This is a genomic window from Nonomuraea sp. NPDC005692, from assembly GCF_040631115.1.
In the GTDB taxonomy this organism is placed as follows: domain Bacteria; phylum Actinomycetota; class Actinomycetes; order Streptosporangiales; family Streptosporangiaceae; genus Nonomuraea.
The window spans coordinates 365,984-389,519 of record NZ_JBEXYU010000002.1 but is presented as its reverse complement, the minus strand read 5'-3'; the positions used below and the strand labels follow the sequence as shown (position 1 = coordinate 389,519).

Here is a 23,536-nt window from a genome sequence, read left to right as displayed (position 1 = left end):
ACGCGCAGGCCAGCAGGCTTGTACCCATGACGGACGTGGTGCGGTTGGACGCCGTGAGCAAGGTGTACGGCAAGGGCCAGGGCGCGGTCGCGGCCCTGCGTGAGGTGTCGGTGGGCATCCCGCAAGGGTCGTTCACCGCCGTGATGGGCCCCTCGGGGTCGGGCAAGAGCACGTTCCTGCACTGCGCGGCCGGGCTGGACGTGCCCTCGTCCGGCTCGGTGCGGCTCGGCGGCACGGAACTGTCGGGCATGGACGAGACCAGCCTGACCGAGCTGCGCAGGCAGCGGATCGGGTTCGTGTTCCAGGCGTTCAACCTGATCCCGGCGCTGGACGTCGTCGAGAACGTCACGCTCCCCCTGCGCCTGGCCAAGGCCCGCGTGGACCGCACCTGGCTGGCGGAGATCCTGCGCAGGGTCGGCCTTGAGGGCCGGACCGGGCACCGGCCCGCGCAGCTCTCGGGCGGCCAGCAGCAGCGGGTGGCCATCGCCAGGGCGCTGGTCACCAGGCCGGAGGTGGTGTTCGGCGACGAGCCGACGGGCGCACTGGACACGATGACCGCCCGCGACGTGCTGAGGCTGCTGCGCGAGGTGGTGGACGGCCTGGGCCAGACGGTGGTGATGGTGACGCACGACCCGGTGGCCGCCTCGTACGCCGACACCGTGCTGTTCCTGGCCGACGGCCGGATCGTGGACGCGATGACCGCACCGACCGCCGACAAGGTGGCCGAGCGCATGACCAGGCTGGGAGCGTGGACCCGATGATCACCTTGGCGTTGAGGATGTTGCGGCACAGGAAGGCCGCGTTCGCGGGCGCGTTCTTCGCGCTGCTGTGCGCCGCCGCCCTGGTGTGCGCGTGCCTGATGTTGCTGGAGACCGGCCTGCGCGGCGGCGTCGCCCCCGAGCGGTACGCCGGCGCCCCCGCGATCGTGGCCGCCGACCAGTACGTGCGCCAGACCGTCGACAAGGGCGACGGCGAGACGAAGACCAAGGCCAAGCCCCTGACGGAACGCGCCTGGCTGCCCGAGTCCGTCGTGGCGGCGATCCGGGCCGACAAGGTGGTCCCCGAGGTGACGTTCCCCTTCGGCGGCTTCACCGGGCACGGCTGGGAGTCGGCCGCGCTCACCCCGTTCACCATCGCGAAGGGACGCGAGCCCAGGTCGGGGGGAGAGATCGTCGTCGACGCGCGCGCCGGTCTCGACGTGGGCGCCGAGCTGCGCGGACACCGCGTGGTGGGCGTCACCGCGCAGGCGCTCCCGAGCCAGGACACCGTGTTCTTCAGCACCGCCGAGGCCCGCCGCCTGGCCGGTCACCCCGGCAGGGTGAGCGCGGTCGGCGTGTTCCCGGGCCTGGACCGGGCGCCCGAGGGCGCGGTGGTCCACACGGGTGACGAGCGGGGCAGGCTGGAGTTCCTGGACGCCGAGCAGGCACGCGTCAAGCTGATCAGCATGGGCGGCGCGCTGGCCGGAACGTCGCTGCTGGTCGCGATCCTGGCCGTGGTGGGTACGTTCGCGCTGTCCATCCAGCAGCGGCAGCGCGAGCTGGCCCTGCTGCGCGCCGTGGCGGCCACCCCCAGGCAGGTGCGCAAGCTGGTGGGCGGCGAGGCTCTGCTGGTCGCCGGCGTGGCCGGGGTGCTGGGCTCGGCGGCGGGCATCGGGGTCGGGTTCTGGCTGCGCGCCCAGTTCGTCTCGCTCGGGACGGTCCCGGCGAACCTCGGCCTGGTGGTCAGCCCGTTCCCGCCGCTGGCCGCGCTGCTGGCCACGGTCGGCGCCGCCTGGGTCGCGGCCCGGGTGTCGGCCCGCCGGCTGACCAGGATCCGGCCGGTGGAGGCACTGGGCGAGGCGGTGCTGGACAGCGGCAGGGTGGCCCGGTGGCGGTTGGTGGCCGGGCCGATCGTCCTGGCCGGCGCGGTGACGCTGACGGTGGTCCTGTCGAACCTGCGTACCGAGGCGGCGGCCACGCCCGTGACGATGCTGACCGCGCTGGTCTGGACGATCGCGCTGACGCTGCTCGGCCCGGTGGTCGCGCGGGTGGCCGCGGCGGTGCTGTCGATCCCGCTGCGGGCCTCCCGGGTGGGCGGCTTCCTGGCCGCGCGCAACCTGCGCGCCAACTCGGGGGCGCTGGCCTCGGTGTTGTCGCCGCTGACCCTGATGATCGCGATGACCTGTACGATCCTCTTCGTCCAGACCACGATGGGCCACGCCGCGCAGGAGCAGGCCGACGCGGGCACCCGCGCCGAGTACGTCCTGACCGGCGTCTCCGCCGCCGAGGCGGCCAAGGTCCCCGGCGTCGAGGCCGTCACCCGGGTGCTGCGCACGACCGTCCGGGCCGGCCTGGACAAATACGGCGCGCAGGCGGTCACCTACGACGAACGCACGATGGACCTGGGCATCGTCGCCGGCTCCATGAAGGACGTGGCCGTCAGCTCGACCGCCGCCGAACGGCTGGACGTCGAGGTGGGCGACCCGCTGAAGCTGACGCTGGGCGACGGCACCCCCGCGACGGTGACGGTCAGCGCGGTGTACACCCGCGGGCTGGGCTTCGGCGACCTGACGTTGCCGTACGACCTGGTGGCGGGCCACGTGGACGACCCCGCGGCCTCCCTGCTCGTCAAGGCGCCAGGGCTGACCGTGGACGCCCTGGCCGAGGCGCTGCCCGGGGCGTCGGTGCTGGACCGGGCGCGGGCCGCCGAGGTGAGCGCGTCGAACCCGCAGGCCACGTTCGTGGCGCTGGGCCTGATCATCGCCTTCACCGCGATCGCCGTGGTCAACACGCTGGCCATGGCCACCTCGGCCCGCTCGGGTGAGATGCGCGCGCTGCGCCTGGCCGGGACGACGCGGCGGCAGGTGCTGCGCATGCTGCGGCTGGAGACGCTGGGCGCGGTGGCCACCTCCGTCGTGCTCGGCACCGGGGCCGCGCTGGTGACCCTGGCCGCGTTCGGGGCGGGGATGACCGGCTCGGCGGTGCCGTACGTGCCGGTGGGGACGTACGCGGCGGTGGTCGGGGCGGCGGCCGTGCTGGCTCTGGCGGCCACCGCCCTGCCCGCCCGGCTGACGATGCGCTCGGCCGCGTGAGCGAACGGTCAGTCCGCTGGGAGCAGGGTGCCGAGGGGGCCGAGGTCGAGGTTGAGGTCGGCGGGCGACAGCCCGAACCGGTCGCACAACTCGGCCATGGCCTCCTCCAGCCGCATGAGGGTCAGCCCCACTGCCTCCAGCTGCTCCCCGGTCAGGTCGCCGTTGTCCATCCGCCGGACGCACTGGCGCTCCACCAGCTGGCGGATCAGCTCGACCAGCGTCAGCACGAGGCGGCTCAGGTCGTGCTGCACCGAGTCGGCGTCCGTCTCCAGCCGCCACTCGCCGCGTCTGGCCGCCTGCCCGTCAGTCGGGCTCGTCATGTCGCATCCCTCCTTCGACCGCGTCGCCTTCGCGCACGCTGACCAGCAGGGCCCTCAGGGAGATCCGTACGAGGTCGATGCCGGAGATGGACAGCACGAGGTCGCCGGTCACGACCGCCCCACCCGCCAGCAGGCGGTCCAGCAGGTCGACGAGCGCCACCCGCTGCTCGGGCAGGCGGCCCTGGGCGGCGAGCCGGCCTCCTCTCGGCTCAGGAGGCGTCACCGTACGCTGCCTCACCGTCCTGGTCGAGGGCGGCGAAGGAGTAGGGCGCCCAGGGGCCGACGAGCTCCACGGTGACCCCCTGCTCGGCGACGTCCTCGATCGCCTGCGCGAACTCGGCGGCGCGTTCGTCGTCCACCAGGTAGGCGCCGTTGAGGACCATCTGCTCCCGCCGTCCGGACAGCTGCGGGTCCTGGGCCCGGTGGCATCTGCCGACGACGGCGATGTCCATCAGCGCCTCGTGCACCTCACGGGCGTGCTCGGCGGCCCGGCGCCAGTCGGCCTCCCGGCTACGCAGGGCGGCCCGGCGGCGGTTCAGGTAGGCCGCCCCCGGCGTCGCGCCCTGCGGGTCGGCCACCGGCTCCGCGCCACCGGGAACGGCGTACGCCTTGACGCCCCACTCCCGCCGGCCGGCCACCCGCGCCAGCACCGCGTCGAACTGTTCGTGCCGCTCGTCGAGAAGCTCCCGCACCTGCGCCTCGCCCGTGTAGACGGTGACCAGCCGCACCGGCGCCGTGGGCCGCAGGGCGGCGACGGCCTCCACCACCCGGTGGTGGGCGCGTGCGGTCTCCTCCAGCCAGGCGAGGTCCTCCATCGAGCGGCGCAGCGCCTCCTCGCCGAACTCCGCCAGCGAGACCGTGCTGAGGAAGGCGGCCAGCCCCCGGTGCGCGAGACGTCGCACGGGCGCGCCCGCCACCCCCGCCAGACCGTCGGGCCCCTCGCCCTCGTCGCGGGTGACCGCGTAGAGGTAGACGCCCTGGTCAGTGGCCACGCTCGACCGCCTCAGGCACGTGGCCGGGCGCGCGCCCGGTCGCGGGGCCGCCTTCCACCACCCGGGCGGACACCATCTCCTCAAGAGCCGCGAGGCGGCGGCGCAGCTTGCGGTTCTCCTTCGCCAGCTCCTGGGTGTCGCCGGTGAGCCACGGGTCGTGCTCCCACCAGTCGATGCCCATCTCGCGGGCCGTGTCGACCGAGGCGATGAGCAGCCGCAGCTTGATCGTCAGCAGCTCGATGTCGAGCAGGTTCACCTGGATGTCGCCGGCGATCACCACGCCCCGGTCGAGCACCCGTTCCAGGATGTCGCCGAGGTTGGCCGACTCGCGGCCGCCATGGGAGGCCGGCTGGTACGAGGATCCGGGCATGTACGGGCTCGGCCGCACGTTGGCGCTCACCGCGAGCCCTCGGCGAGATCGCCGCTGCCCCGCTTGTAGCGGCGCACCCGGCGGTAGGACAGGAGGCTGCCCGCCATGTCGAGGTCGATCTCGTACAGGGCCAGGGTGTCACCCGAGGACGGGATCCGGTGGTCCTCCAGAATCTCCACGCCGACCACCCACCCGTCCTCGACCGGCTCGACCAGCGTGACGCTCTCCGCTTCCTTGCCGGTCAGCTCGGTCATCATCCGCAACCCGACCCCGGCCACCTCGGCGGCCGACATGTTCGCCGGACGCGTACGAGGCGGCCCCTCGCCGCCGGTCTCCGCGCGCCGTGTCCCCGGCACACGCTTGTGCTCGGTCTCCTGCCTGGCAGGCACCACATCACCCCCGTACTTTCCTGGTGCGGCCCCCCGCTAACGCCTCACCAGCCGACCATCCCCCGCAAGATCTCCTCCACCGCCCGGTCCTCCTCCTCCGCGGAGATCCGGCCGTCGGCCCTGGCCTGCTCCACCTCCTCCAGGCGGCGCCGGACCACGGCCGGGTCGTGCAGCTCCCGCTCGACCTGGTCGCGCATAAGCTCGCCGAGCTTGACGACCGCGTAGAGCGGCATGAGTGGCCAGCCAAAAAGCAACGTCCCCAGTCCCAAGGATGTTCACTCCTCCCCGGCGTCGGCGTCCGTGCCGGCGCGGTCAGCTCGTGCCGACGAAGTCGTACGGCGCCATCGGTCCGAGCAGCCGCAGATCGACGCGGCCCGACCAGCGGCGGGCCAGCTCGTCCACCGCCTGTTCGAACTCGGCCCGCCGGTCGCGCGCCACCAGCGCGGCCACGTGCGCGGCGTCCCGTTCGTGGGAGGGCTCGCGCACGGCCAGCTGTTCGCAGAGGTCCGAGAGCTCGTCCACCACCGTCGCGGTGTCCGCCTCGCGCTTGTCCGCGATCGTGCCCTCGATGATCTCGCCGAGCCGCATGCGCTCGTTGCGCGTCGCGTCCTCCGGGCGGCCGGCGATCTGCTGCCGAAGGCTCTCGGCCTCGCCGTTCTCCCGCAGGATCTCGCGCAGGATCGCGCGCTCGTCGTACCGGCCGTTGACGACGTACTGCGTCCGGCCCTCCACCTCCTGCAGGGCGTCGGCGAACTGGTCGTGGTACGGCTTCAGCAGCTCCTCCACCACGGCCTCGGAGTTCGTCAGCACCGCCCCGAACCGGAACGGCAGCACCGGCACCTCCGCCGCGGTCTGGTCGAGCAGCCGCTGGTGCGTCTGGAGGTCCCGCGGCCGGCCGAGCGGGCGGTCCGGCTCGACATCGCTCACCAGAGCGGCGATCTGGCCGAACGGCACCAGCCGCACCTGCCCCCCGGGGTCCCCCACTCCCTCGGTCCCGGGCTCCACCTCGACATCCATCGGTACGATCCCGTACACGTAGGACGCGTAGCCGTTCATGCTCGCCTGCGACGCGTCCTCGGACCCGGCGACCTCTCCGTGTGGCGACATCTCAGTCATCCTCCCTACGACGTGCCCGGCGCGGCTCTTCCTCGCGGTCCACGACCTCACCCGTGAGCTCCTGCAACTCGTCGGGCTCGTCGGAGGCGGCCTCCAGCTCCCCGGCGTCAGGCTGGCTCGCCTGGCCGACGGCCCTGGCCGCCGTCACCCCCTCGACGACCTCCGGCAGGCCCTTCTCCGTGGCCGAAAGGTCGAGGCGGTTGGCCGCCTCCGCGAAGCGCAGGTACGTGTCCACGCTGGCCACGACGATCCGGGTGTCGATCGTCAGCACCTCGATGCCGACGAGCGAGACCCGGACGAAGGCGTCGATGACGAGGCCCTTGTCGAGGATGGTGTCGATGACGTCGGCCAGACTTGTCCCCGCGGTGCCGCTGCTGGCCGGTGTACCGCGACCGGCAGGCTGAACGGTCATGTCGTTCCCCCTGGTTCTGGGTGGCCGGGCCTTCGGCGACAGGCCCTGACGAGTGGCTACTCGGCCCGGATCCGACGCCGGCGTACCGGGCGGTCGTGCTCGGCCGCGGACCGGCGGGTGGACGCTCCGCCGCGACGCCGCGCCACGGCCGGAGCCGCGGGACGCTCCTCGGGCTCCTCTTCCTCCTCCTCTTCCTCTTCTTCTTCCTCTTCGGGCTCCTCGAACTCTCCCTCTTCCTCCTCGAACTCCCCTTCTTCTTCCTCGGGTTCCTCCTCTTCTTCCTCCTCCTCGGGCTCCTCTTCGTACTCCTCCTCGGGCTCTTCGGCCTCCGCCCGCTCGCCCTCTTCGGGCCGCTCCTCCTCGGGCTGTTCCGCTTCCGCCCGCTCGCCCTCCTCGGGCTGCTGCTCCTCGGCTTCCTGCTGCTCCCGCTCCTCCTGGACGGCGGTCTCGTGATCCTTGACGACCTGGCTGTCCCGGATCTCGCCGCGCCAGCCCTCCAGCTCGTCGGGCTTCAGCAGCAGGTGCGCCATCACGTGCCGTCTGAAGTGCTTGAGCTCCAGGCGTACGCGCCGGCCCTGGGCGCGCCACAGGTTGCCGGTGCGCTCGAACAGGCCCTGCGGGTGGTACTCCAGCACGACCAGGACCCGGGTCAGGTCAGGCGAGACCTCATGGAAAGTCACCGCTCCGTCGACATACCCCTTCGCCCCCTCGGACCGCCAGATGATCCGCTGGTCGGGGATCTGCTCGATGATGTGCGCCTTCCAGGTCCGGTGCGACCAGAAGACCTGGGCCTTCCAGGACAGCTCCTCGTCGGACTCCTGGTTGATGGTCTCGACCTTCTTCATGAAGGTCGGGAAGTCCTGGAACTGGGTCCACTGGTCGTACACCAGGCGCCGGGGCGCACCGATGTCGATCGACTCGACGATGTTGGTGATCTTCGCGTGGCCGGCCTTCCCGCCGCCACGGCCGGTGATCTTCTGCCAGATGCCTTTGAGTCCCCCCTTGAGGCCCCCCTTGATGCCTCCTTTCAGACCTCCCGTGAGGCCGCCTTTCAGCGCTCCGCTCATGAAGCCGGGCTTGTCCGAGCCCGTGACCGCGCTCATCAGGCCCTTTCCGCCGTGTTCCACGTAATCGGTGAGCCGGCCGGTCAGGCCTTCGAGCTTGTCCCCCGCGGAGGACAACACCCGCGTGCCCGCCGCCTGCAGAAGGCCCTGCGCGGACTGCACGAGCCGGTCCATCGGCAGGCCGTCGGCGACGCCTTGCCCGGCCTCCGCGGCCTTCCCCGCGACGTCCCCTGCCTTTCCGGTGACGTCTCCGGCCTTCCCCGTGACGTCTCCGGCCTTCCCGGCGACGTCCTCGGCCGTGCCCGTCGCGGCCTCACCGGCTCGACGGGCCGTTCCGGCGGCCTTGCCCAAGGCTTCCCCGCCGCTTCCGGTCGCCGTCCTCTTCGCTGCCTCAGCCACCGCACTCACCTCCGTGACTGGCCGACCCGCCGGACAGGACGTGTCCGCCGCTGCCCTCTGTGACCCTCGTTACCCTCATGACCCTCGGGCCTCCGTCTGACCTGCTCCGGTTCCTCTTCGTCGTCGTTCTCCTGGTAGCGATCGTTCTCGTCGTAGTCCTCGTCGTAGCCGGATTCCTCGTCTGCGGGCGCCTGCCGCTTCGTGGGTTGAGCCTCGGCTTCCTCGCCCTGCGCGGCACCGGGCTTCTCCCCACGCTCCTGGAGCTTGTGGGTCAGGGAGTCGATCTGCTTGGTGGCCGCCGAAATGGCCGCCGCCTTGCCGACTTCCATGAGCTCGCCCCGAAGGCGGCCGGTCATCCGCTGAAGCTCGGGATTGGAGCCGAGGGCCTTGACGCCTTGCGCCAGTAGGCCACCACCCTGGCCGCAGCTGGCGCGTCCCGCCAGCCCGGCCGCCGCCAGTGCCGCAGCCGTGCGCAACTTGTGGCGCCTGCCGAGGTAGTACCCGGCGAGTACGGCAAAGGCCATCTGCAACCTGCTCGACATGATCAGCGCTCCTTCCGCTCGCTCACCATCTCGACCCGCACTGGGTCCAGTGCGCGCGGACAGACCCCGAACACGCCGACGCCTGCTCGCCGCGGCTTGACCTACCCGGAAAACCGACAAAGCACCCAATTGGCGAAAAACGGGACAGGGAGTTGGTGTCCGGGCGCGAATCCAAGCCGACCCATCAGTCGGCGTTTAGCCCCGCCTGCCCCCGGGCTCAGGCACGCGGAAGCGTCAGGACCTGGGCCCGACCTGCCCAAGGATTCGCCAACTCGCGAACCGGAGTCCTCGCACCGAGCGTCATACGGGACCAGACGGCAACGATCTGAGTGTGATCTCGGAGGCGACCATGAACGACCTGCCATCTTCCGTCTTCATCCGTCCGGCCCCGTCCCGGCCCGCGGCACGCGGCAAGGCCGTCCTTCCGCCGTCCGCGCTCTTCCGGGGATCTCCGCTCGCCCCTCGCAGACGTTTCAGCCATGTCTTCGTCGTCATCGCGGTCGCCCTCGCGCTCGGGCTGGGCGTGTTCGTCGGCTTCACGGTCAGCCGCGGGTTGCAGGAGGAAGCCCTGGGCCGCGGGCCGACGGGCGTCCTGAAGGCGGCCGTCCCGCAGGCGGCCGTCCCGCAGGCGGCCCCGGCCGCGCCACCTCGGCCACCGGCCACCCAACCGCGCCATCCGGCCGCGCCTCCGAAGACCGCGGCGAAGCACGCGGCAAAGCACGCGGCAAAGCACGCGGCGAGGAAGCCGCGCCACGCGAAAGGGCACAGGCACCACCACTCGCCGTGCGCCAGGTTCCAGGGGGTGCGGGCGCGTATGTGCCACACGATCTTCCGGTGACCTTTGAGCCTGGTCGCTGATCCGCCTGCGGCGCGACGGCGAGACCCCCTGCAACGCAGAAGAGGCCCCGAAGGGCCTCTGACCTGCTGTAGACACTGGCGGCCGGCGCAAGGTCCCGAACTTGCGCAGGCTGGGCCGACAGTTTCACAGTCCCGCCACAAGAACGCTCTGACCTGTGGCTTCTTCCGGAGGGCGGCCTCGGCGGGTCGGCCCGCCCTCCGGTCGGAAGCCGCGGGTCACAGGCTGCGGGCGGTGATGTCGCCGTTGGAGGTGGTGGCGTGGATGTCGAGCTCGACAGTGCCGTCGTTCTTGAGCGCGTTGGTGACGCGGCCGTGGCTGGTGCCGGCGTCCAGGGCCGCCGAGACGCCGGCGGCGGCGGCGATCGTGATGTCACCGGACTGGGTGCGGAGCACGACCTTGCCGCCCGCGGCCTCGGCGATCCGGATGTCCCCGCGTGCGGTGCTGATCTCCGCGGGGCCGCCCAGCCGGCCGACCTCGACGTCGCCGTCGACCGCCGTGAGGCGCAGGCTCGCGGCCTCCTCGATCTCGATCCGGCTGTACGCGCCTTCGAAGGCGACGTCGCCGAGACGCCCGGCGGTCCGCAGCTCGGCGCTGGCCGCCTTGGCCTCGACGCGGGAGCCGGCGGGCAGCTGGACCGTCACCTCGATCGACCCGGACGGGCCGAGGTACTGGTTCTTCGCCGCGCTCGCGATCCGCAGGACGCCGTCGGCGTACTCGACCGTGGTCTGCTCCGCCGCCTGCACGTCGCGGCTCTTCGAGGCGTTCGCGGGCCGGACCTCGACCGTGGTGTCGGCCCGGTCCTCCGCCACGAACTGCACGCGTCCGGCGGGGATGTCGAGGACGACGCGGACGGGGGCGGTGGTGTCGAACTGCTGCATGATGCTCTCCTGCGACTCGTGGTCTCCGACGCCCGCCCCTGGAGGGGCGGGCATTTGGCCCAGTTCGCGACCCTGGGGCCGCATCGCTGAACCGTTCATGGGTCAACCATCGCGGACCGCTCTGATACCGCACCGTCGCCGCCCTGACACGGCCGCTGACATCCGGCAGGACGCAGCCGGCCCCCGCGGGCCCTCGGCGTCAGCCCATCGTCGCGAGGGTGTCGCGCAACCGGCGCAGGTCGCGCATGCGGGCCTCGAACGTCGCCCCGACCACCACGAGCAGCAGGCCGCCCACGGCGATCGGCACCCAGCGCGGCACCGCGAGGAACATCTCCGACACGTACGGCGCCAGTTCCCGCACCACGACCCCGGCGACCACGACCGCTCCGATCGACGTGGGCGCCTGGAGCTTGAACCGGACCCCGGCGAGCAGCACCGCCAGCGCCAGCACGCCGAGCAGCAACGACCGCCGCCATTCGGTGTCCGCGTACACCGCCACCAGGCTGGGCAGCATCGTGAAGGAGAGACCCGTCCCGTAGGCGGCCCACGACGAGACCGCCGCGCCGCGCCGCCGCCACCAGCCGGATCCCAGCAGCACCAGCGAGCACGGCACCGTGTACGCCTCGACGACGGTGACCTCGTCCGCCCCCAGCCGCAGCCACGACGCCAGCAGCAGCAGGACGGCGCCGGCGTACCTGAGGCCGTTCCCGCCGACCCGGCCGGCCGAGCCGGACCACATCGACATGAGCAGCACCAGCACCCCGGCCACGGCGAACCCGATGCTCACCGCGACCTGGACACGCGCGCCCAGCGAGAACCCCGCCGCCACCGCCTCCAGGCCGAGGAACAGGGCGGCGAAGCCCACTCCCCAGAGCCGGAGCTCCTTCAGCCTGGCCGACAGCGCCACCGCGGCGGCCGCCGCCAGGATCGGCAGCACGATCAGCGTCGCCGGCTCGCTGCCGAACGCGTACGCCGCCGCCCGTACCGAGACGGGGGCGGCGACGAGCGCGCAGACCACCGCCCACCAGGGCGCGCGGCCGCGGGTGGCGGTCACCGCGAGCGCGACGGCCAGGGCCGCCTGCACCGCCGTCGCGACCGGGTAGGGCATCCCGAAGGCCTGGGGGGCGGCCGCGATCATGAGCGCCCCGGCCAGCAGCGCCCCGGCGGTCGCCACCCTCACCAACCACCCACCGACGCCACGCCCGGCCGCTGTCGGCCACCCGCCGGCGCCTCTCACGGCTGCCACCAGGAGGACGGTCGCCGGCACGGCCAGCACCACCACGTCCACCGGCGTCGCCATGTCGAACGGCGGCCACTCCCGCCCGTTCCAGGTGCCCGTCCACAACACGTCCAGCCAGGCGAACGGCGCCACCAGGGTGACCACGAGCCGTGGCAGCACCGTCAGCGTGGTCAGCAGCGCCACCAGCCAGCCGGTGCCCATGACCGCCGGACGTACCCGCCGCCAGGGCAGCAGGCCGGCGGCGAGCACCACCCCGAGCGCCGGGACGAGGTAGGCCAGGGGACGCCAGTCCGTGCCCGGACCGTCCAGCACCGGTTGCGCCAGCGCCGCCGGCACGGCGATCAGCGTGAGCGCGGTTCCGACGGCGACCGCGGCGGCCCAGATCTCCCTCTCGGCGTCGCCATGCCTGGCCAGCAGCCACGTCACCCACCCGCCGAGCAGCACCAAGGCGACCAGCGGCACCGACCTGACCAGCGCCTGACCGACGGAAGGCGATCCCAGCGCGTACGGCACGCCGCCCAGCAGGGCGAGGACCGCGACCCCGCTGCCGGTCGAAGCGGCCGTCGCCCGCACCGCTCCCCGGCTGTAACGGACCAGGACGACGTCGAGCGCCGCCGTGACCACCAGCATGGCCACCAGCCAGGTCTCCGACCAGTCTCCGGTCAGCAGCGGCAGGACCGGCTGCGCCAGCACCACGGCGACGGGAGCAGGGCCGCGAAGCCGGGTGACCCGGGCATAGGCCACCAGGATCAGCGCGGTGAGCCCCAACACGCCCGCCGTGTAGTGCAACACGTCGAGGGAGTCGACCCCGAGGAGCCCCACCCGCCTGGCCGCGTAGCCGTCGAGCAGCAGCAACGCGACCGCGAACCCGGCCATGGTCTCGGCCGTCGCGGTGAGCCTGCGCCGGATCAGCACGACCGGCGCCAGCATCACCAGCGTGGTGAACGCGGCCAGCACGGCCGCGCGCCCGCCTATGCCCAGTTGCCCCCAGCTCACCACGGTGAACACCGCCGCCGCCACCGTCAGCAGCAGACCACCGAGGATGAGCAGGACGTTCTTCGCGGCGCCCGTGGAGACCTCCGGCCTCGGCGCGCCGGGGCCGGTAACCCCGAATCCGGTCGCCGCCCCTGGATACGGCGGCAACGCGCCCGCGTAGGGAGGCACCGCACCCGCGCCCGCTTCTGGCTGACCCGCCGCCCCCGCGCCCGCCACTCCTTGACCCGCCGCCCCCGCGCCCGCCCCTGGCTGACCCGCCGCTCCCGCGCCCGCCACTCCTTGACGCGCCGCTTCGGCACGTAGGGTGCCGAGCAGTTCCGCACGGCGGGCCTGCAGTCCGGCGAGCTGATCCCCCAGCGTGGCGAGAGCCTGGTCCACCTGCCAGAGCTCATGCGCGACGGGGCCCTGCAGAGGCAGGGCACACCTCGGGCATCGGGAAACCGGCTCCTGAAGCCCGGTCCCGGACAACATCACCCCGCAGTCCGGACATTTCATACTTCCACGCACCGACACTCCACTTGAGCCCGACGAGATGACCCATATTGCACCGTCACGTCCTTGCGAATCACTGTCATCGGCTGGCGCACCGGATGCCGGTACGGCCGGTCGACACGGTCGAGGTTCGCTTCGAGCCGCCTTCGACGCGGAAGCCGGCACCGGATCGGACCCAGGCCGGAGCCGTCTAGGCTGGCGGCCACCCGAAACGATCTAGGAGCGCGCATGGGCGGGGCGACCCCGGCAGACTACGCCTGGTTGAGCGACCGGTGGACCGATGATGTCGGCACCACCGTCTTGTGCATCACGTTCGTCCGTGACCTGTCCCCCGCCGACGCTCTACGACGGATCAAGGTCACCCCCGGCACCCGCGGCGACCTCAACGCCGCCGCCTACGCCGCTCAGGGCGGGACCGTCCTCGCCGACACGGGATGGGCCGCCAAGTACGTCAGCAACCTGGCCGAGCCGTTGTCGTTGGGAACGGCCGTGGCCACGGTGTTCGCCAATGTCGAGGACTCGGACTTCACCTACGAGGTGAACGAGCGCCTGATCACCACGTTCGACCTGTACGGCTACCGCTACCGGGAGGGCGACGATCCCGATCGGCTGCTCGCGGACGTCCGCGACCTGGGCCTGTACGACGTCGACGACGGTTTCGGCGAGAACCCCGTCGCCGGCGCGCTGGCCCTCGCCTCCCGCGCCACCGGCGTACACCTGTCCCGCGCCCACTACGCCCGACCGGCCCTCACCGGTTCGACCGATCACCTCATGGCAGGTTGACCGCGCCGAGGACTTCGCCGACGGCCACCCGGCGACCCGTCATCCGCCCTTCTCGTCTTCGCGGACGCGGGAATGTCGGATCCGCCTGCCACACTCCCCGTGATCACGAAGGAGGAGAAGCGGGTGCGCAAGATCACGGCTGCGGATTACGCATGGGAGAACGACTGGCATGAGGAGATCTACACCGTCACTTTCGTCCACGGCCTGGACGAGCGCGAGACCCTCCGGCGCTTCGGCGTCGCCGACGTCAACATCCATGTCGTGGACGACGAGGAGGTCTTCGAGCGCACGGAGGAGAACGACGGCTGCTGCGACATGGTGCTGGTGACCCGGGCCGGCGACTGGACCGTGGCCTTCGAACACAGCGGCTGGGAGGGGACCCGCCGCGAGACGCTGCGCGAGCTGACCCGCGACGGCGGTGAGGCCGTCTCCGTCATGCGCCACGACTACGCGGCATCGCACGACTTCGAACACGCAGCGGACGGCCGGATCCGGACGGCGTTTCGCCCGCAGAGGCCCCAGGAGCGCTGGGGCAGCCACCCCGACGCGCTGAACGAGGACATGCGCGAGCTGGGCCTCGAACCCGAACCGGCGGACGGGTTCCAGTACCTCTCCGGCCCCATTCCCGCGGCCCTCGCCCTGGCCAGCCGCATCTCAGGAGTGCTGTTCACCCCCGCACTGCTGGACGCGCCACTGCTGGGCGGTGTCATCACCGACCGCGCTCCGAACGACCCTCCGCAGGGCGACCCGCTCGCCTCGCACGCCCTGCGGGCCTGCAACCCGGAGCTCGCCGAGGCCATCGACCACGCCTCCCCCGACCGCCGGCGGCGGGCCGCGGTCGCCGAAGCCCGCCGCCAGTGTGCGCTGGCCGGCGTGGCCGACCACCCGGTGCTCGTCGCCGCGCTGGCGTCGGCCGAACGGGGCGAGACGGGGCCGGTCGAGCACGACTCCCCGCTCGCCGAGCTCATCCGCCGTCACGAGTCGGAGCTGACCGGCCATCCGATCGACGAGGCCACCGGCGAGTGGATGGGCCGCCCGTCGGCGGATCCGCAGGACTTACCGGCCGACAGGCGCAACATCTTCGCCCTCGACAACGCGACCGGCATGCCGGCCTGCCCGAGTTGCAGGTGGCATCACCTTCCGGACGAAGCGGAGCGGGAGGCGGTCCGGCCGCGCTGGCAGGCGGCGAGGTCGGTACGCGCCGCCCTGTCCCCCGACGCCAGGACGGCCGCCTACAACACCCACTTCCCCCTGGTTCACCAGGGTCAGCTCATGGCCGACCGCGACCACGCGACGGCCGTCGCCGCGACGCTGCGCGCCTCCTCGACGTAGCAGACGTCGCTCTGCCGTTCAGGAAACCGGGACCGCCGCCCATCTCCGCACGCCGGACCAGCGCCAAGAACGCGACCAGCACCGCGCCCACGAAATAGTGCAGCATCGGCCCGAACCTGACGATGTCCCAGCCACCGAACTGAAGCGTTTCCCGGCAATCGCCCAAGATGACCCGAACAGCGTAGGGAAGGCTGAACACCCCGGCGAAGACCACGAACAGCACCACCGTCACCCATGCGGCGAACACCCCCCACCTGCCGCGAAGAGCGAGCGTCGCACACAAACCAAGCGCCATCACCCCGGTGGGCCAGCCGTGCAACTCCGCGGAGACGGTCGCCCAGTTGATCTCGATCAGCCAATCGAACTTTCCGGGTGTCCACGGCTCGGCACTCAAGGGGCAGGCATAGCCGTGCGCCGAGTAGGTCGGCCCTCCAAGAAAGTGCCACCACAAGGTGCGTGAAGCGGGAGCCGCCAGAGCCGCCACAGTCAACAGGGGCACGGCCCAGCGCGGAGGAATCGCCGATAACGGAACCAAGTTCGCCGCCATGTGATCGCAGTGAGGGGCGCCCAGCGTAGATCATTTCCCGCACGTACGTCAGCAGGCGGCTTTCGCCAAGCTCGCATGCACAATGGGCCAATACGAGAACCGTGGGTGCATCTGGGCCGGCTGTGGACGAACGGCGATCCGTTCCTCGCTGTCGACGCTTCACTGCGCGGCGCCTGGCGTGGATTCAGCGGCAACCAGTACGACGACATTGTCGATCTTGGACCGGAGCGCGCGACGTTCGCGCTCAAGGTGCCCTGGTAAACCCAGCTGGATGACGAGAACTGTTTCGCCAGGTGGCTGCTGACCCCGCACGAACCTTGCAATCAGCAGGCGCCCTGGTGATCTGGCGCTCGGTCTTGATCATCGTTCGGGACGCGGGGTTACGCGGATATACACAACCCCACCGATCTCATGATCCAGGACGCTGGATCGCTCTACATGTTCGTCTGCTTGGAGTGCCCTGAGCGCCCAGTGGACTACATCAGCCAGGGGTCATGACTTCGCACGCAAGGTGCGCACCCCCCGCCGCGGCGATCGCGGGGTGTGGCCGTCTTGGCGACGAGCTGTGTCACAGAGGCATCGGCAGTGCCGAGCAGGGGCTGTCCATCAGTGCGTCGTCCAGGCGGACACCGCTTTCCAGCTCCACCACGGCGAGGCACGCCGCGGTGATGTCCACCCTCGCCTCCGCGTCCTCGCTGTCGTAGCCGCTCGCGAGGAGGTCGGTGTACGGGCTCAAGGGACCGAGTTGGTCTGCCCATCCCGTAAACGGCATGGGGTCCGGCTCCGGATGATGGAGAAAGCCTTCGGCCTGGCCGTAGCGGACGTACATGCTGGTGTTGCCTTCGATGTCGAAGGACACGCACCAATGCCGGAACCCCTGGCCGGCGAGCCGCTCGGTCATCTCCGACCCGCCCGGGCGGACCCAGTCCAGCGTGACGATGCCGTTGCCGACCTGGTGGAGGCTGATGGAGCCGGGGCTGCGCGGCAGTTCGTCGGGGCCCTGGAGCGTGGTGAGGTCCGCCCCGAGTCGACGTACGGCATCCTTGATCGACAGGACACCGGAGTCAGGAAGCGTCACCGTGTAGGCGATGGTGTCGAGCTCGCTCAACAGGTCGCCGTAACGAGTGACGATCTCGTCCAACACGAGCGAATCCACCTTTCTCGGCAGTCCGAACACCCCTCAGGATGACAGCCGGGCACGCGGCTCACGGGCGCCTGCCTGGCAGGCGAAGGCCCGACAGCGGCTGGGGTCCGAACCGGCTGTCGGGCCCGACGGCGCCACAGAAGGCGGACGCCTGAGACCTTGAGTTATTCGGTGATTCCGTGCTGCTTCAGGCGGGCGACCAACTCACCCATGTCCCTGGGGCTGGACCACGCTTCGCCGCCGACGCTCAGCCGTTCCTTGCCCCCCACCAGAGCCGTGCCCCCGGATCGCTGACCGACCAGTTGCGGGTCTTCGAATATCAGCCCCTGCGGAGGTACGAGCATCAGCTTCGCATCCCGCGGAAGAGGTTCTCCCGGGTCATGCACTTCCAGTTCCTGGACAGGACGCTCGCGCGGGAACGCGAGCATCTTGGTGCCGACGGGAAGCGCCTTTTCGAAATCCGCAATGGATTTGCGCGGCTTCCACTGCTCCACCGGGACATTCGGATCGCTGACAACACCACCCTGGCTGAGCTCTATGTAAACGAGCCCGTCAGGGATCGTTTTCCGGCCCTTGACGCCCTTGAGCGCTTCCGTGACACGCATCCGCAGGACGACGCGATGGTCCAGAGGACCGCCGGGATATGTTTTCAGAATGGGGCCCTGCTGCCAGCCGTCGATTATTCCGGCTGCCACGACGGGGCGGTCCGCGGCGAGTTCTTCCGGCGTTCTGTACGGGTCGAAGTCGGCCTCGACCACGCGTAACAGCGACAGGTCCAAAGAGCCCTTCGCTTCAGAGCTGAGGGCCTGCCCCTGCTTCGGGCCCGCCTGTGTCGCGGGTGCACCTTCGCCGGGCCCACCGCAGGCGGACAGGGCCGCCGTCGCGGCGAGGGCGAGCGCGAGAAGGGTCTGCTTCCTCATCGTTGTCCTCCTTTGCGTCAGGCCCAGTGCGGATTCAGGTCGGCGATGTGGTGTGGATTGTAGGTGTGGATCCAGGACCCGCTGGGGTTGCCGATCAGCGTCACATCGCCGCTGGCCATGCAGTCCTGCGGCTGACCGAACGCGCCCGGCGGCTCGGGGGGTGACGCGAGCGGGGAGTAATGATCCACTCCTGCCGTGTGGCCGAGTTCGTGGCAGACGGTCTTGATGAACTGATGATGAGGATCGGACGCGGCCCTGATCCTGCTGCCGTTGATCCTCGTATGACGCTGGTCGCAGACGTCGGGGTTGGACGCCGTCCAGACCTTGCATTCAGCCTCGCCGTAGCCGTTTTCGACCCACACCTCGAACCAGGCGACATCCGTGGCGGGGGTTCCGTCGCTGCTGGAGTTCGTGGTCTCACAAGGCGAATGGAAGGGGACGCCGGGAATGGTGGTCGCGTTCGCCAGGTAGTTCATCGCCCCCGGAATGTAGGACCGGACTTCCGTGGAGACCGACGTGGTGTAGCAGTAACTGTGAGTGCTCTTGTCGGGAAGTATTCCGTCGAACGGCCATTGGTCGGCGTAAGCGGGGGCGATGGTCGTGACGGTGGTCAGGGCAGCGACGATCACAGCTAAGCCGATCTTGAGCCGATGATGCATTCATCACTCCTTCTGAAGGCCTGATCACATACTGTGGTGGCGAATATGGGCATGGCGATCATGACAACATTCTCCCCTCACCTCAAGGGTTGACTTGTTTCATGGGCCATGGCAGTCCGTTGAACAATTCCGCCTTCTGACCACACTTTCTCCGCAGCGTCCGACAGGATCGCTTGACAGTCAGGCCAGGTACGCGTCATCGCGATCGGTTCGGCCGACGCGTCAGGTTCGGCGGGTGACCGCGCCGCCGCCACGAAACTCGGATGCGGTGCCGCGTGGACGCGCTTAGGCTGTGCCGACGGAGCGGGCCTCGTATCAAGCTTGGCGAATCGGGGATGCGTGAGGTATGACCAGTCAATTGTTCGCGATCTGCTTCAATGCGATCCGTCCCTCGGACCTGGCGCGGTTCTGGGCGGGGGTGCTGGGTTGGGAGATGGCCGACGGTCCTGACGACGTCGCGATCCTGCCTCCCGATCCTGTCGGCTTCCGCGTCCGTTTCCTGCCGAGCCTGGAGCCGAAGGTCGGCCAGAACCGGGCGCACTTCGACCTGACGAGCATCTCCCCGGAGCATCAGCAGCAGACGGTGGCCAGGGCGCTGAGCCTCGGCGGAAAGCACATCGACGTGGGCCAACTTCCGGAAGAGGGACATGTGGTGCTCGCCGATCCGGAGGGCAACGAGTTCTGCGTCATCGAGGCGGGCAACAAGTTTCTCGCCGACACCGGCGTCATCGGGGCGCTGGCCTGCGACGGCACCCAGGAGGTCGGCTACTTCTGGAGCAAGGCGCTGCGGTGGCCACTGGTCTGGGACCAGGACCAGGAGACCGCGATCCAGTCGCCCGGCGGCGGCACGAAGATCACGTGGGGTGGTCCTCCGGTGGCGCCGAAGACGGGCACGAACAGGCTGTGCTTCGAGCTGGCGACACCCGTCGACGCCGATTGGGAGACGGAAGTCGATCGCCTGCTCTCACTCGGGGCGACGCGTACCGGCAACGGCGATGACGGCCAGGTCCTGATGTTCGATCCCGACGGCAACGAGTTCTCCGTACGCAGTCCCCGGTAGCGCGGCTGCGGCTGGTGGTGCATCGCACCTTTCGTGCCAGTTGCCGGCCTGCGATCGTACGGACCACGCCGACCCCGTGCGGGTCGAGCCGCACGGGGTCGGCGTGGTCGGGGCGAAGCTCCCGGGCTAGGAGCGTGGCGCCCTCGGCAACGCGCTGGCGGCCTGGTCATCGCCGCCGGATTCGGCTACACCGCCCCGAACTGGGTCGGCGTCGCCCTTTCCGGCACCGCCCTCGTCATATCCCGCCGAGCATCCCCGCTGATCAGGAATTCGGCACGCATAGCGCACAACTTCCCAATCGCCTTACTATCGGGCGCGTATTGGGGGCGGTTGATCTGATGCGACTCCTGATCGGAACGGGGAGCAAGTGATTTTAAGGGCATGCAGTCGGGTGTTGATGGGGATCGGGCTGGGGGTCCTCGTTCCCAGCATCCTCATGCAGTGGGGGGTTCAGGAGAAGTGGATGCGCGCGAGGGCGGTCGAGCCGTCGGAAGCAAATGCATCCTTCCTGACACCGCTCGTGATCTCATGGATTGGCATCGGCCTGGGAATCGCATGGGTGCTGGCGGCCATAACCTGCTATCTCATACCGAAATCCATGGCCCATCTACAGCGACCACAGGGCCGCCAAGGCGGTTCGGGCGCAGTCGTTTAACCTTCTCGCCACCTGGGCATCCAGGTCGCCGTCGACCCGCCCGAAGGCGAGCACCGGCGGCTCGGGCGGTGTCCAGGCTCTCCTGGGTGCGCTCGGAGGTGAGGTCGTGTTCCATCTCGGCGGCCATGGCCGCAACATGGGTCACTTCGGTATTCTTCTGGACGGGTGCCGTCCTGCACCTGACCTCCTGACCGCGTGCCCACGCCGCACGGCTCCTGCGGAGGCTGAGGGGATCGATGTCCTCGGGGCCGATGTAGCGATCATGCCGGTCTGTTCCCAGACGGCGGGCCGTGTGACCGGAGCGTGGGTCCTCGCACGTGAGCCCGCCTCAGGAGCCATCACCATGACCGACCACAAGCATCTCAAGCGGCGCGTGCGCGAGCGTATGGCCAAGACGGGCGAGTCCTACACCACCGCCCACCGCCACGTCACCGCCCACCGCGATGCCCCCACTGACTCCGGGCACTCCGCTCAAAGGCTTGGGCACCACCATGAGGCCGCGTTGCTGCGTCGCGTCCTGGGGGACGACGGCTACTCCGAGGCCATGCTGCTCGGCCTCGGCGGCGGCATCGGGTTCATGTACTTCGTGTTCGAGTACACCGGACAACCGCCGATGCTCACCATCGTCGCCCAGGCACATCCCGAGCCGATCATCCCGCTCGCACTGAAGCGGGCCGGCGTCCCGCATCAGATCCACCGGACCGGCTCAGCGAGGGTCGCCGAACGCAATCTGCGCACCGCCCTGGACGCCGGCCGTCACCCCATCTGCACCCTCGCCCGCCACTTGCTGCCCTGGCGGCCGCCGCTGCGCTTTCCCGACCCCGTCGACGTCGCGGTGCTCGGCGTCGAGGATCAGACCGTACACGTGCAGGACGACCAGCCCGGCGAGTTGTCCCTGGCCGACTTCATGGCCGCCTGGTCGGCGTCGAAGAAGTCCAGGCACCAGCTCATCGAGGTCACCGGAGCCGCCTCAGGACCTCCGCAGGTCGCCGAAGCCATCCGGGACACCGCGGCCAAGCTGACCGGGCCGGTGCTGGGCAACTCCTTCGACGCCAACTTCGGCCTGTCGGGCATGCGCAAACTGGCCGCCCAGCTCGCCGACACCACCGGCAAACAGGGCTGGACCCGCCGCTTCCCCGACACCGGCGCTGCCCTGGACCGGTTGCGGGACTGCCTGACGACCGAACACACCAGTGCGGGCGCCACGCGGCCGCTGTATGCCGACTTCCTGACCGAGACCGGCCACAACGTAGCCGCAGCCGTCTACCGGCAGGCGGGCGAGCAATGGTCACAGGTGGCGGCAGCCGCGGCCGGCGGGGCGTCGTTCGTCGATCTGGCCGAACTGGTGGAACAGGCGGTACGACTCGAAGAGCAGGGTGCCCGAGCACTGGAGCAGGTGTAGGCCCAGCCACGGGCTTCAGGTGGCGGCGTCGTTCAAATGAGCGATCCACTCGCCCTGCTTGACGACGACGGGCGGGGACGGCTGTGCGGGCCAGATCTGCAGGTAGTGCTGGTTGCCGTCGAACTCCGGCCGCTGCTCAACCGTGCTGCGGACGTGGTAGCGCAGCCGGTGGAGGCCTGGACCGGCCGGCAGCGGGGGAAGGCGGCGCATCGCCGTGTCGCCCCAGTCCATGCACCATCCGATCAGGGAGACCTCGCCGGTGGCCGACATGAAGTCGATCTCCACGATCTCCTCGTACCCGTCGAGGTCGGCGCCCGGGTCGTGGTCCGCAATGGTCACCGTGAAGGGAATGCCATCGCCGTGCTGATACACGATCGACAGTTCAGCCATGGCCTTCCTCACCGTGACGAGCGCGACGGACCACAGCACGTCGCCTGTGTCGTCGCCGTCCCAGTCCGTCAGTAAGACCGTGCTGCAGTCCTCGACGTCCACTTCCACCCGAACGGTCTCCGCATAGGGGCTCATAGGTGGCGATCGTAGGGCTGTATCCCTACTTGGTCAGGGACTCGGCGACGAGTCGCCAGATGTCCGCGGCCAGGTCCATGTTGCCGCTCTGCTGGGCCTGCTCGGCGAGCCTGCGCAGCCCGGCGAGCGCCGTGTCCTGCTCGCCCTCCAGCAGCAGGACGCGGTTGCGCAGGACGTCGAGCCGCATCCGCTCCTGGTAGGTGAGCAGGTCGTCGAAGCCGGTCAGCCGGTCCAGGACCGTGCGGGCCTCGTCGAGGTCGCCGGTGAGGACGGCGATCCGGGCGCGTACGGCCAGCAGTTGCTGCTCGATGGTGGGGGCGCCCGCGAACGGCAACGCGGCCTGGACCTCTGTGACACGCCGCCGGGCGGACTCCGTTCTGGGCGGATCGGCCCTGAGATCGAGCCGGGCCGCGCCGAGGCGCAGGCGCATCCAGATCGTCAGGTCCTCACGGCCGTCGAAGCCGTCGATGGCCTGGTTCATCAGCTCCGCGCCGGTGTCGAGGTCGCCCTGGCGGACCCGGATGTTGGCCACGGTCCACACGGCCTGGGCCCGCAGCGCTCCCGAGACCTGGTCCGCCAGCGTGAGCAGTTCGTCGGCATGCCGGGCGGCGTCGGGGAGCCGCCCCGCCTCGGCCAGCGCCGACACCAGGGCCAGCAGCGTGGAGGCCCGCACGCGGGCGGGCAGCGCTTCGCGTTCGGCCAGCTCGTAGGCGTGTGTCGCGGCATCGACGGCACCGACGATCTCTCCGGTGCTGCGCATGCAGCGCGACAGCGCGGCCAGCACTCTGCACTGCAGCTCGGGTAGTCCGATCTGCGCGCTGAGCGTGGCCAGCTCGTCGAGGCATGTCCGCTGCTCGGCGTACTCCTGACGCCACTGACGCCATTCGGCGACTTGCCAGAGGGCCTGCCAGCGCAGCAGGGGATCCTCCCCGCCGGAGGTTTTCAGGGCGTCGCTGAGGGTCCGGCCGCCTTCGTCCTGGCTCAGGCCGGTGGCCAGGGTCAGGCTCTGGGCGAGGGAGGTGGCGGTGGACTGGGTGAGCGCGGCGGGGCTGATGCCGAGCTGTGCGGCCAGGTGCGTGATGGCCCGTTCGGTGGGCTGACGCGCCCCTGATTCCAGCCGGGACAGGTATCCGGCGGACATGCCCTCGCCCGCGAGGGCTGCGAGCGTCAGGCCGCGTTCGGTCCTCAGTTGCCTGAGTCGGCGGCCGAAGACTGGTTGTTCGAGCATGTCCGAACTCCCGGGTAGCGGTTGACGTCGTCCGACGTCCGGAGGGTCACGCCAGAGGCTAGCTCATTTGCCTCCTCTCAGACAAGTTCTTGCCTGCCCCCGATGCCTATGCACAACGGTCTTGGCAATTGTTTTTGGCAAA

Annotated in this window: 25 protein-coding genes and 1 pseudogene; 8 read left to right on the top strand and 18 right to left on the bottom strand. The window is 70.4% G+C overall.

Translation table 11 applies throughout. From position 1 onward, the window contains the following. Positions 1 to 26 precede the first annotated feature (26 nt). Both ABZ459_RS06710 and ABZ459_RS06705 read left to right on the top strand, forming a co-directional pair. The gene (locus ABZ459_RS06710; protein WP_357966760.1) at positions 27 to 761 is read left to right on the top strand and encodes an ABC transporter ATP-binding protein; all 735 of its coding nucleotides are present in this window, start codon (positions 27 to 29) and stop codon (positions 759 to 761) included. Then, complete coding sequence (locus tag ABZ459_RS06705) at positions 758 to 3,070, top strand: FtsX-like permease family protein (protein ID WP_357967451.1); 2,313 nt, start codon at positions 758 to 760, stop codon at positions 3,068 to 3,070. The genes ABZ459_RS06710 and ABZ459_RS06705 overlap by 4 nt, the downstream gene beginning before the upstream one ends. A gap of 8 nt (positions 3,071 to 3,078) precedes the next feature. Here the strand turns inward: ABZ459_RS06705 and ABZ459_RS06700 are convergent, their stop codons facing one another. The 10 genes and pseudogenes from ABZ459_RS06700 to ABZ459_RS06655 all read right to left on the bottom strand — a co-directional run bounded on the left by ABZ459_RS06700 (position 3,079) and on the right by ABZ459_RS06655 (position 8,674). Continuing rightward, positions 3,079 to 3,390 carry a gas vesicle protein K gene (locus tag ABZ459_RS06700; protein ID WP_357966758.1) on the bottom strand — a complete coding sequence of 104 codons (312 nt, stop codon included), beginning with the start codon at positions 3,388 to 3,390 and terminating at the stop codon, positions 3,079 to 3,081. Beyond that, positions 3,374 to 3,613, bottom strand: coding sequence for a gas vesicle protein (locus ABZ459_RS06695; RefSeq protein WP_357966755.1), 240 nt, complete (start codon positions 3,611 to 3,613; stop codon positions 3,374 to 3,376). The genes ABZ459_RS06700 and ABZ459_RS06695 overlap by 17 nt, the downstream gene beginning before the upstream one ends. Continuing rightward, positions 3,600 to 4,382 (bottom strand): GvpL/GvpF family gas vesicle protein, encoded by a 783-nt coding sequence (locus tag ABZ459_RS06690; RefSeq protein ID WP_357966752.1) that lies wholly within the window; start codon positions 4,380 to 4,382, stop codon positions 3,600 to 3,602. Before ABZ459_RS06690 ends, ABZ459_RS06695 begins: the two co-directional genes overlap by 14 nt. Continuing rightward, complete coding sequence (locus tag ABZ459_RS06685; protein WP_357967450.1) at positions 4,372 to 4,752, bottom strand: gas vesicle protein; 381 nt, start codon at positions 4,750 to 4,752, stop codon at positions 4,372 to 4,374. Before ABZ459_RS06685 ends, ABZ459_RS06690 begins: the two co-directional genes overlap by 11 nt. A 26-nt stretch (positions 4,753 to 4,778) precedes the next feature. After that, complete coding sequence (locus tag ABZ459_RS06680) at positions 4,779 to 5,141, bottom strand: gas vesicle protein (RefSeq protein WP_357966749.1); 363 nt, start codon at positions 5,139 to 5,141, stop codon at positions 4,779 to 4,781. Positions 5,142 to 5,185: 44 nt separating this feature from the next. Further along, entirely contained in the window at positions 5,186 to 5,374 is a 189-nt protein-coding gene (locus tag ABZ459_RS06675; RefSeq protein ID WP_352320939.1) for a gas vesicle protein GvpG, read from the bottom strand. Between the two features lie 79 nt (positions 5,375 to 5,453). Next, entirely contained in the window at positions 5,454 to 6,248 is a 795-nt protein-coding gene (locus ABZ459_RS06670) for a GvpL/GvpF family gas vesicle protein (protein ID WP_357966746.1), read from the bottom strand. Between the two features lie 214 nt (positions 6,249 to 6,462). Further along, a pseudogene (gene gvpJ, locus ABZ459_RS06665) lies at positions 6,463 to 6,669 on the bottom strand (gas vesicle protein GvpJ); the annotation flags it as partial. A 56-nt stretch (positions 6,670 to 6,725) separates the two neighbouring features. Continuing rightward, a complete protein-coding gene (locus ABZ459_RS06660; RefSeq protein ID WP_357966743.1) occupies positions 6,726 to 8,084 on the bottom strand; it encodes an SRPBCC family protein in 1,359 nt (452 codons plus the stop codon). 53 nt (positions 8,085 to 8,137) lie between these two features. Further along, positions 8,138 to 8,674 carry a hypothetical protein gene (locus ABZ459_RS06655; protein WP_357966740.1) on the bottom strand — a complete coding sequence of 179 codons (537 nt, stop codon included), beginning with the start codon at positions 8,672 to 8,674 and terminating at the stop codon, positions 8,138 to 8,140. A gap of 349 nt (positions 8,675 to 9,023) precedes the next feature. Between ABZ459_RS06655 and ABZ459_RS06650 the strand changes: the two genes are divergently transcribed. Continuing rightward, on the top strand, positions 9,024 to 9,512 hold the full coding sequence (locus ABZ459_RS06650) for a hypothetical protein (protein ID WP_357966738.1): 489 nt from the start codon (positions 9,024 to 9,026) through the stop codon (positions 9,510 to 9,512). 236 nt (positions 9,513 to 9,748) lie between these two features. On the opposite strand, the gene ABZ459_RS06645 is transcribed toward ABZ459_RS06650, so the two are convergent. Continuing rightward, on the bottom strand, positions 9,749 to 10,411 hold the full coding sequence (locus ABZ459_RS06645) for a DUF4097 family beta strand repeat-containing protein (RefSeq protein WP_357966736.1): 663 nt from the start codon (positions 10,409 to 10,411) through the stop codon (positions 9,749 to 9,751). 199 nt (positions 10,412 to 10,610) lie between these two features. After that, positions 10,611 to 13,025, bottom strand: a complete 2,415-nt coding sequence (locus tag ABZ459_RS06640) for a hypothetical protein (protein ID WP_357966734.1) — start codon at positions 13,023 to 13,025, stop codon at positions 10,611 to 10,613. A gap of 342 nt (positions 13,026 to 13,367) precedes the next feature. Between ABZ459_RS06640 and ABZ459_RS06635 the strand changes: the two genes are divergently transcribed. Beyond that, positions 13,368 to 13,922: a DUF6461 domain-containing protein gene (locus ABZ459_RS06635; protein WP_357966732.1), complete on the top strand. Its 555-nt coding sequence runs from the start codon at positions 13,368 to 13,370 to the stop codon at positions 13,920 to 13,922. Between the two features lie 99 nt (positions 13,923 to 14,021). After that, on the top strand, positions 14,022 to 15,254 hold the full coding sequence (locus ABZ459_RS06630; RefSeq protein WP_357966730.1) for a DUF6461 domain-containing protein: 1,233 nt from the start codon (positions 14,022 to 14,024) through the stop codon (positions 15,252 to 15,254). On the opposite strand, the gene ABZ459_RS06625 is transcribed toward ABZ459_RS06630, so the two are convergent. Further along, positions 15,193 to 15,648 carry a hypothetical protein gene (locus ABZ459_RS06625; protein WP_357966728.1) on the bottom strand — a complete coding sequence of 152 codons (456 nt, stop codon included), beginning with the start codon at positions 15,646 to 15,648 and terminating at the stop codon, positions 15,193 to 15,195. The two genes, ABZ459_RS06630 and ABZ459_RS06625, sit on opposite strands and share 62 nt — an antisense overlap. Positions 15,649 to 15,906: 258 nt before the next feature. Here ABZ459_RS06625 and ABZ459_RS06620 point away from each other — a divergent pair, with 258 nt between their 5' ends. After that, the gene (locus ABZ459_RS06620) at positions 15,907 to 16,062 is read left to right on the top strand and encodes a hypothetical protein (protein ID WP_357966725.1); all 156 of its coding nucleotides are present in this window, start codon (positions 15,907 to 15,909) and stop codon (positions 16,060 to 16,062) included. A gap of 307 nt (positions 16,063 to 16,369) precedes the next feature. Here ABZ459_RS06620 and ABZ459_RS06615 read toward each other — a convergent pair whose 3' ends face one another. From ABZ459_RS06615 to ABZ459_RS06605, 3 genes are all read right to left on the bottom strand, one after another. Then, on the bottom strand, positions 16,370 to 16,945 hold the full coding sequence (locus ABZ459_RS06615; protein ID WP_357966722.1) for a hypothetical protein: 576 nt from the start codon (positions 16,943 to 16,945) through the stop codon (positions 16,370 to 16,372). Between the two features lie 164 nt (positions 16,946 to 17,109). Beyond that, positions 17,110 to 17,865, bottom strand: coding sequence for a hypothetical protein (locus ABZ459_RS06610; RefSeq protein WP_357966720.1), 756 nt, complete (start codon positions 17,863 to 17,865; stop codon positions 17,110 to 17,112). Positions 17,866 to 17,882: 17 nt separating this feature from the next. Continuing rightward, positions 17,883 to 18,524 carry a hypothetical protein gene (locus tag ABZ459_RS06605; protein WP_357966717.1) on the bottom strand — a complete coding sequence of 214 codons (642 nt, stop codon included), beginning with the start codon at positions 18,522 to 18,524 and terminating at the stop codon, positions 17,883 to 17,885. Positions 18,525 to 18,870: 346 nt separating this feature from the next. Between ABZ459_RS06605 and ABZ459_RS06600 the strand changes: the two genes are divergently transcribed. Next, positions 18,871 to 19,584: a VOC family protein gene (locus ABZ459_RS06600; protein WP_357966714.1), complete on the top strand. Its 714-nt coding sequence runs from the start codon at positions 18,871 to 18,873 to the stop codon at positions 19,582 to 19,584. A 998-nt stretch (positions 19,585 to 20,582) separates the two neighbouring features. Then, positions 20,583 to 21,641, top strand: a complete 1,059-nt coding sequence (locus ABZ459_RS06595) for a BtrH N-terminal domain-containing protein (protein WP_357966711.1) — start codon at positions 20,583 to 20,585, stop codon at positions 21,639 to 21,641. Between the two features lie 15 nt (positions 21,642 to 21,656). On the opposite strand, the gene ABZ459_RS06590 is transcribed toward ABZ459_RS06595, so the two are convergent. After that, complete coding sequence (locus tag ABZ459_RS06590; protein WP_357966708.1) at positions 21,657 to 22,133, bottom strand: hypothetical protein; 477 nt, start codon at positions 22,131 to 22,133, stop codon at positions 21,657 to 21,659. 58 nt (positions 22,134 to 22,191) lie between these two features. Beyond that, entirely contained in the window at positions 22,192 to 23,394 is a 1,203-nt protein-coding gene (locus ABZ459_RS06585) for a helix-turn-helix transcriptional regulator (protein WP_357966705.1), read from the bottom strand. Between the last annotated feature and the right edge of the window lie 142 nt (positions 23,395 to 23,536).

What these genes read in the sequence shown, in the direction of transcription:
- ABZ459_RS06650 (WP_357966738.1), top strand. Translation starts at nt 9,024, where the DNA reads ATGAACGACCTGCCATCTTCCGTCTTCATCCGTCCGGCCCCGTCCCGG.
- ABZ459_RS06710 (WP_357966760.1), top strand. Translation starts at nt 27, where the DNA reads ATGACGGACGTGGTGCGGTTGGACGCCGTGAGCAAGGTGTACGGCAAG.
- ABZ459_RS06595 (WP_357966711.1), top strand. Translation starts at nt 20,583, where the DNA reads ATGACCGACCACAAGCATCTCAAGCGGCGCGTGCGCGAGCGTATGGCC.
- ABZ459_RS06685 (WP_357967450.1), bottom strand. Translation starts at nt 4,752, where the DNA reads ATGCCCGGATCCTCGTACCAGCCGGCCTCCCATGGCGGCCGCGAGTCG.
- ABZ459_RS06700 (WP_357966758.1), bottom strand. Translation starts at nt 3,390, where the DNA reads ATGACGAGCCCGACTGACGGGCAGGCGGCCAGACGCGGCGAGTGGCGG.
- ABZ459_RS06610 (WP_357966720.1), bottom strand. Translation starts at nt 17,865, where the DNA reads ATGAGGAAGCAGACCCTTCTCGCGCTCGCCCTCGCCGCGACGGCGGCC.
- ABZ459_RS06655 (WP_357966740.1), bottom strand. Translation starts at nt 8,674, where the DNA reads ATGTCGAGCAGGTTGCAGATGGCCTTTGCCGTACTCGCCGGGTACTAC.
- ABZ459_RS06600 (WP_357966714.1), top strand. Translation starts at nt 18,871, where the DNA reads ATGACCAGTCAATTGTTCGCGATCTGCTTCAATGCGATCCGTCCCTCG.
- ABZ459_RS06645 (WP_357966736.1), bottom strand. Translation starts at nt 10,411, where the DNA reads ATGCAGCAGTTCGACACCACCGCCCCCGTCCGCGTCGTCCTCGACATC.
- ABZ459_RS06635 (WP_357966732.1), top strand. Translation starts at nt 13,368, where the DNA reads ATGGGCGGGGCGACCCCGGCAGACTACGCCTGGTTGAGCGACCGGTGG.
- ABZ459_RS06670 (WP_357966746.1), bottom strand. Translation starts at nt 6,248, where the DNA reads ATGTCGCCACACGGAGAGGTCGCCGGGTCCGAGGACGCGTCGCAGGCG.
- ABZ459_RS06605 (WP_357966717.1), bottom strand. Translation starts at nt 18,524, where the DNA reads ATGCATCATCGGCTCAAGATCGGCTTAGCTGTGATCGTCGCTGCCCTG.
- ABZ459_RS06705 (WP_357967451.1), top strand. Translation starts at nt 758, where the DNA reads ATGATCACCTTGGCGTTGAGGATGTTGCGGCACAGGAAGGCCGCGTTC.
- ABZ459_RS06675 (WP_352320939.1), bottom strand. Translation starts at nt 5,374, where the DNA reads ATGCCGCTCTACGCGGTCGTCAAGCTCGGCGAGCTTATGCGCGACCAG.
- ABZ459_RS06585 (WP_357966705.1), bottom strand. Translation starts at nt 23,394, where the DNA reads ATGCTCGAACAACCAGTCTTCGGCCGCCGACTCAGGCAACTGAGGACC.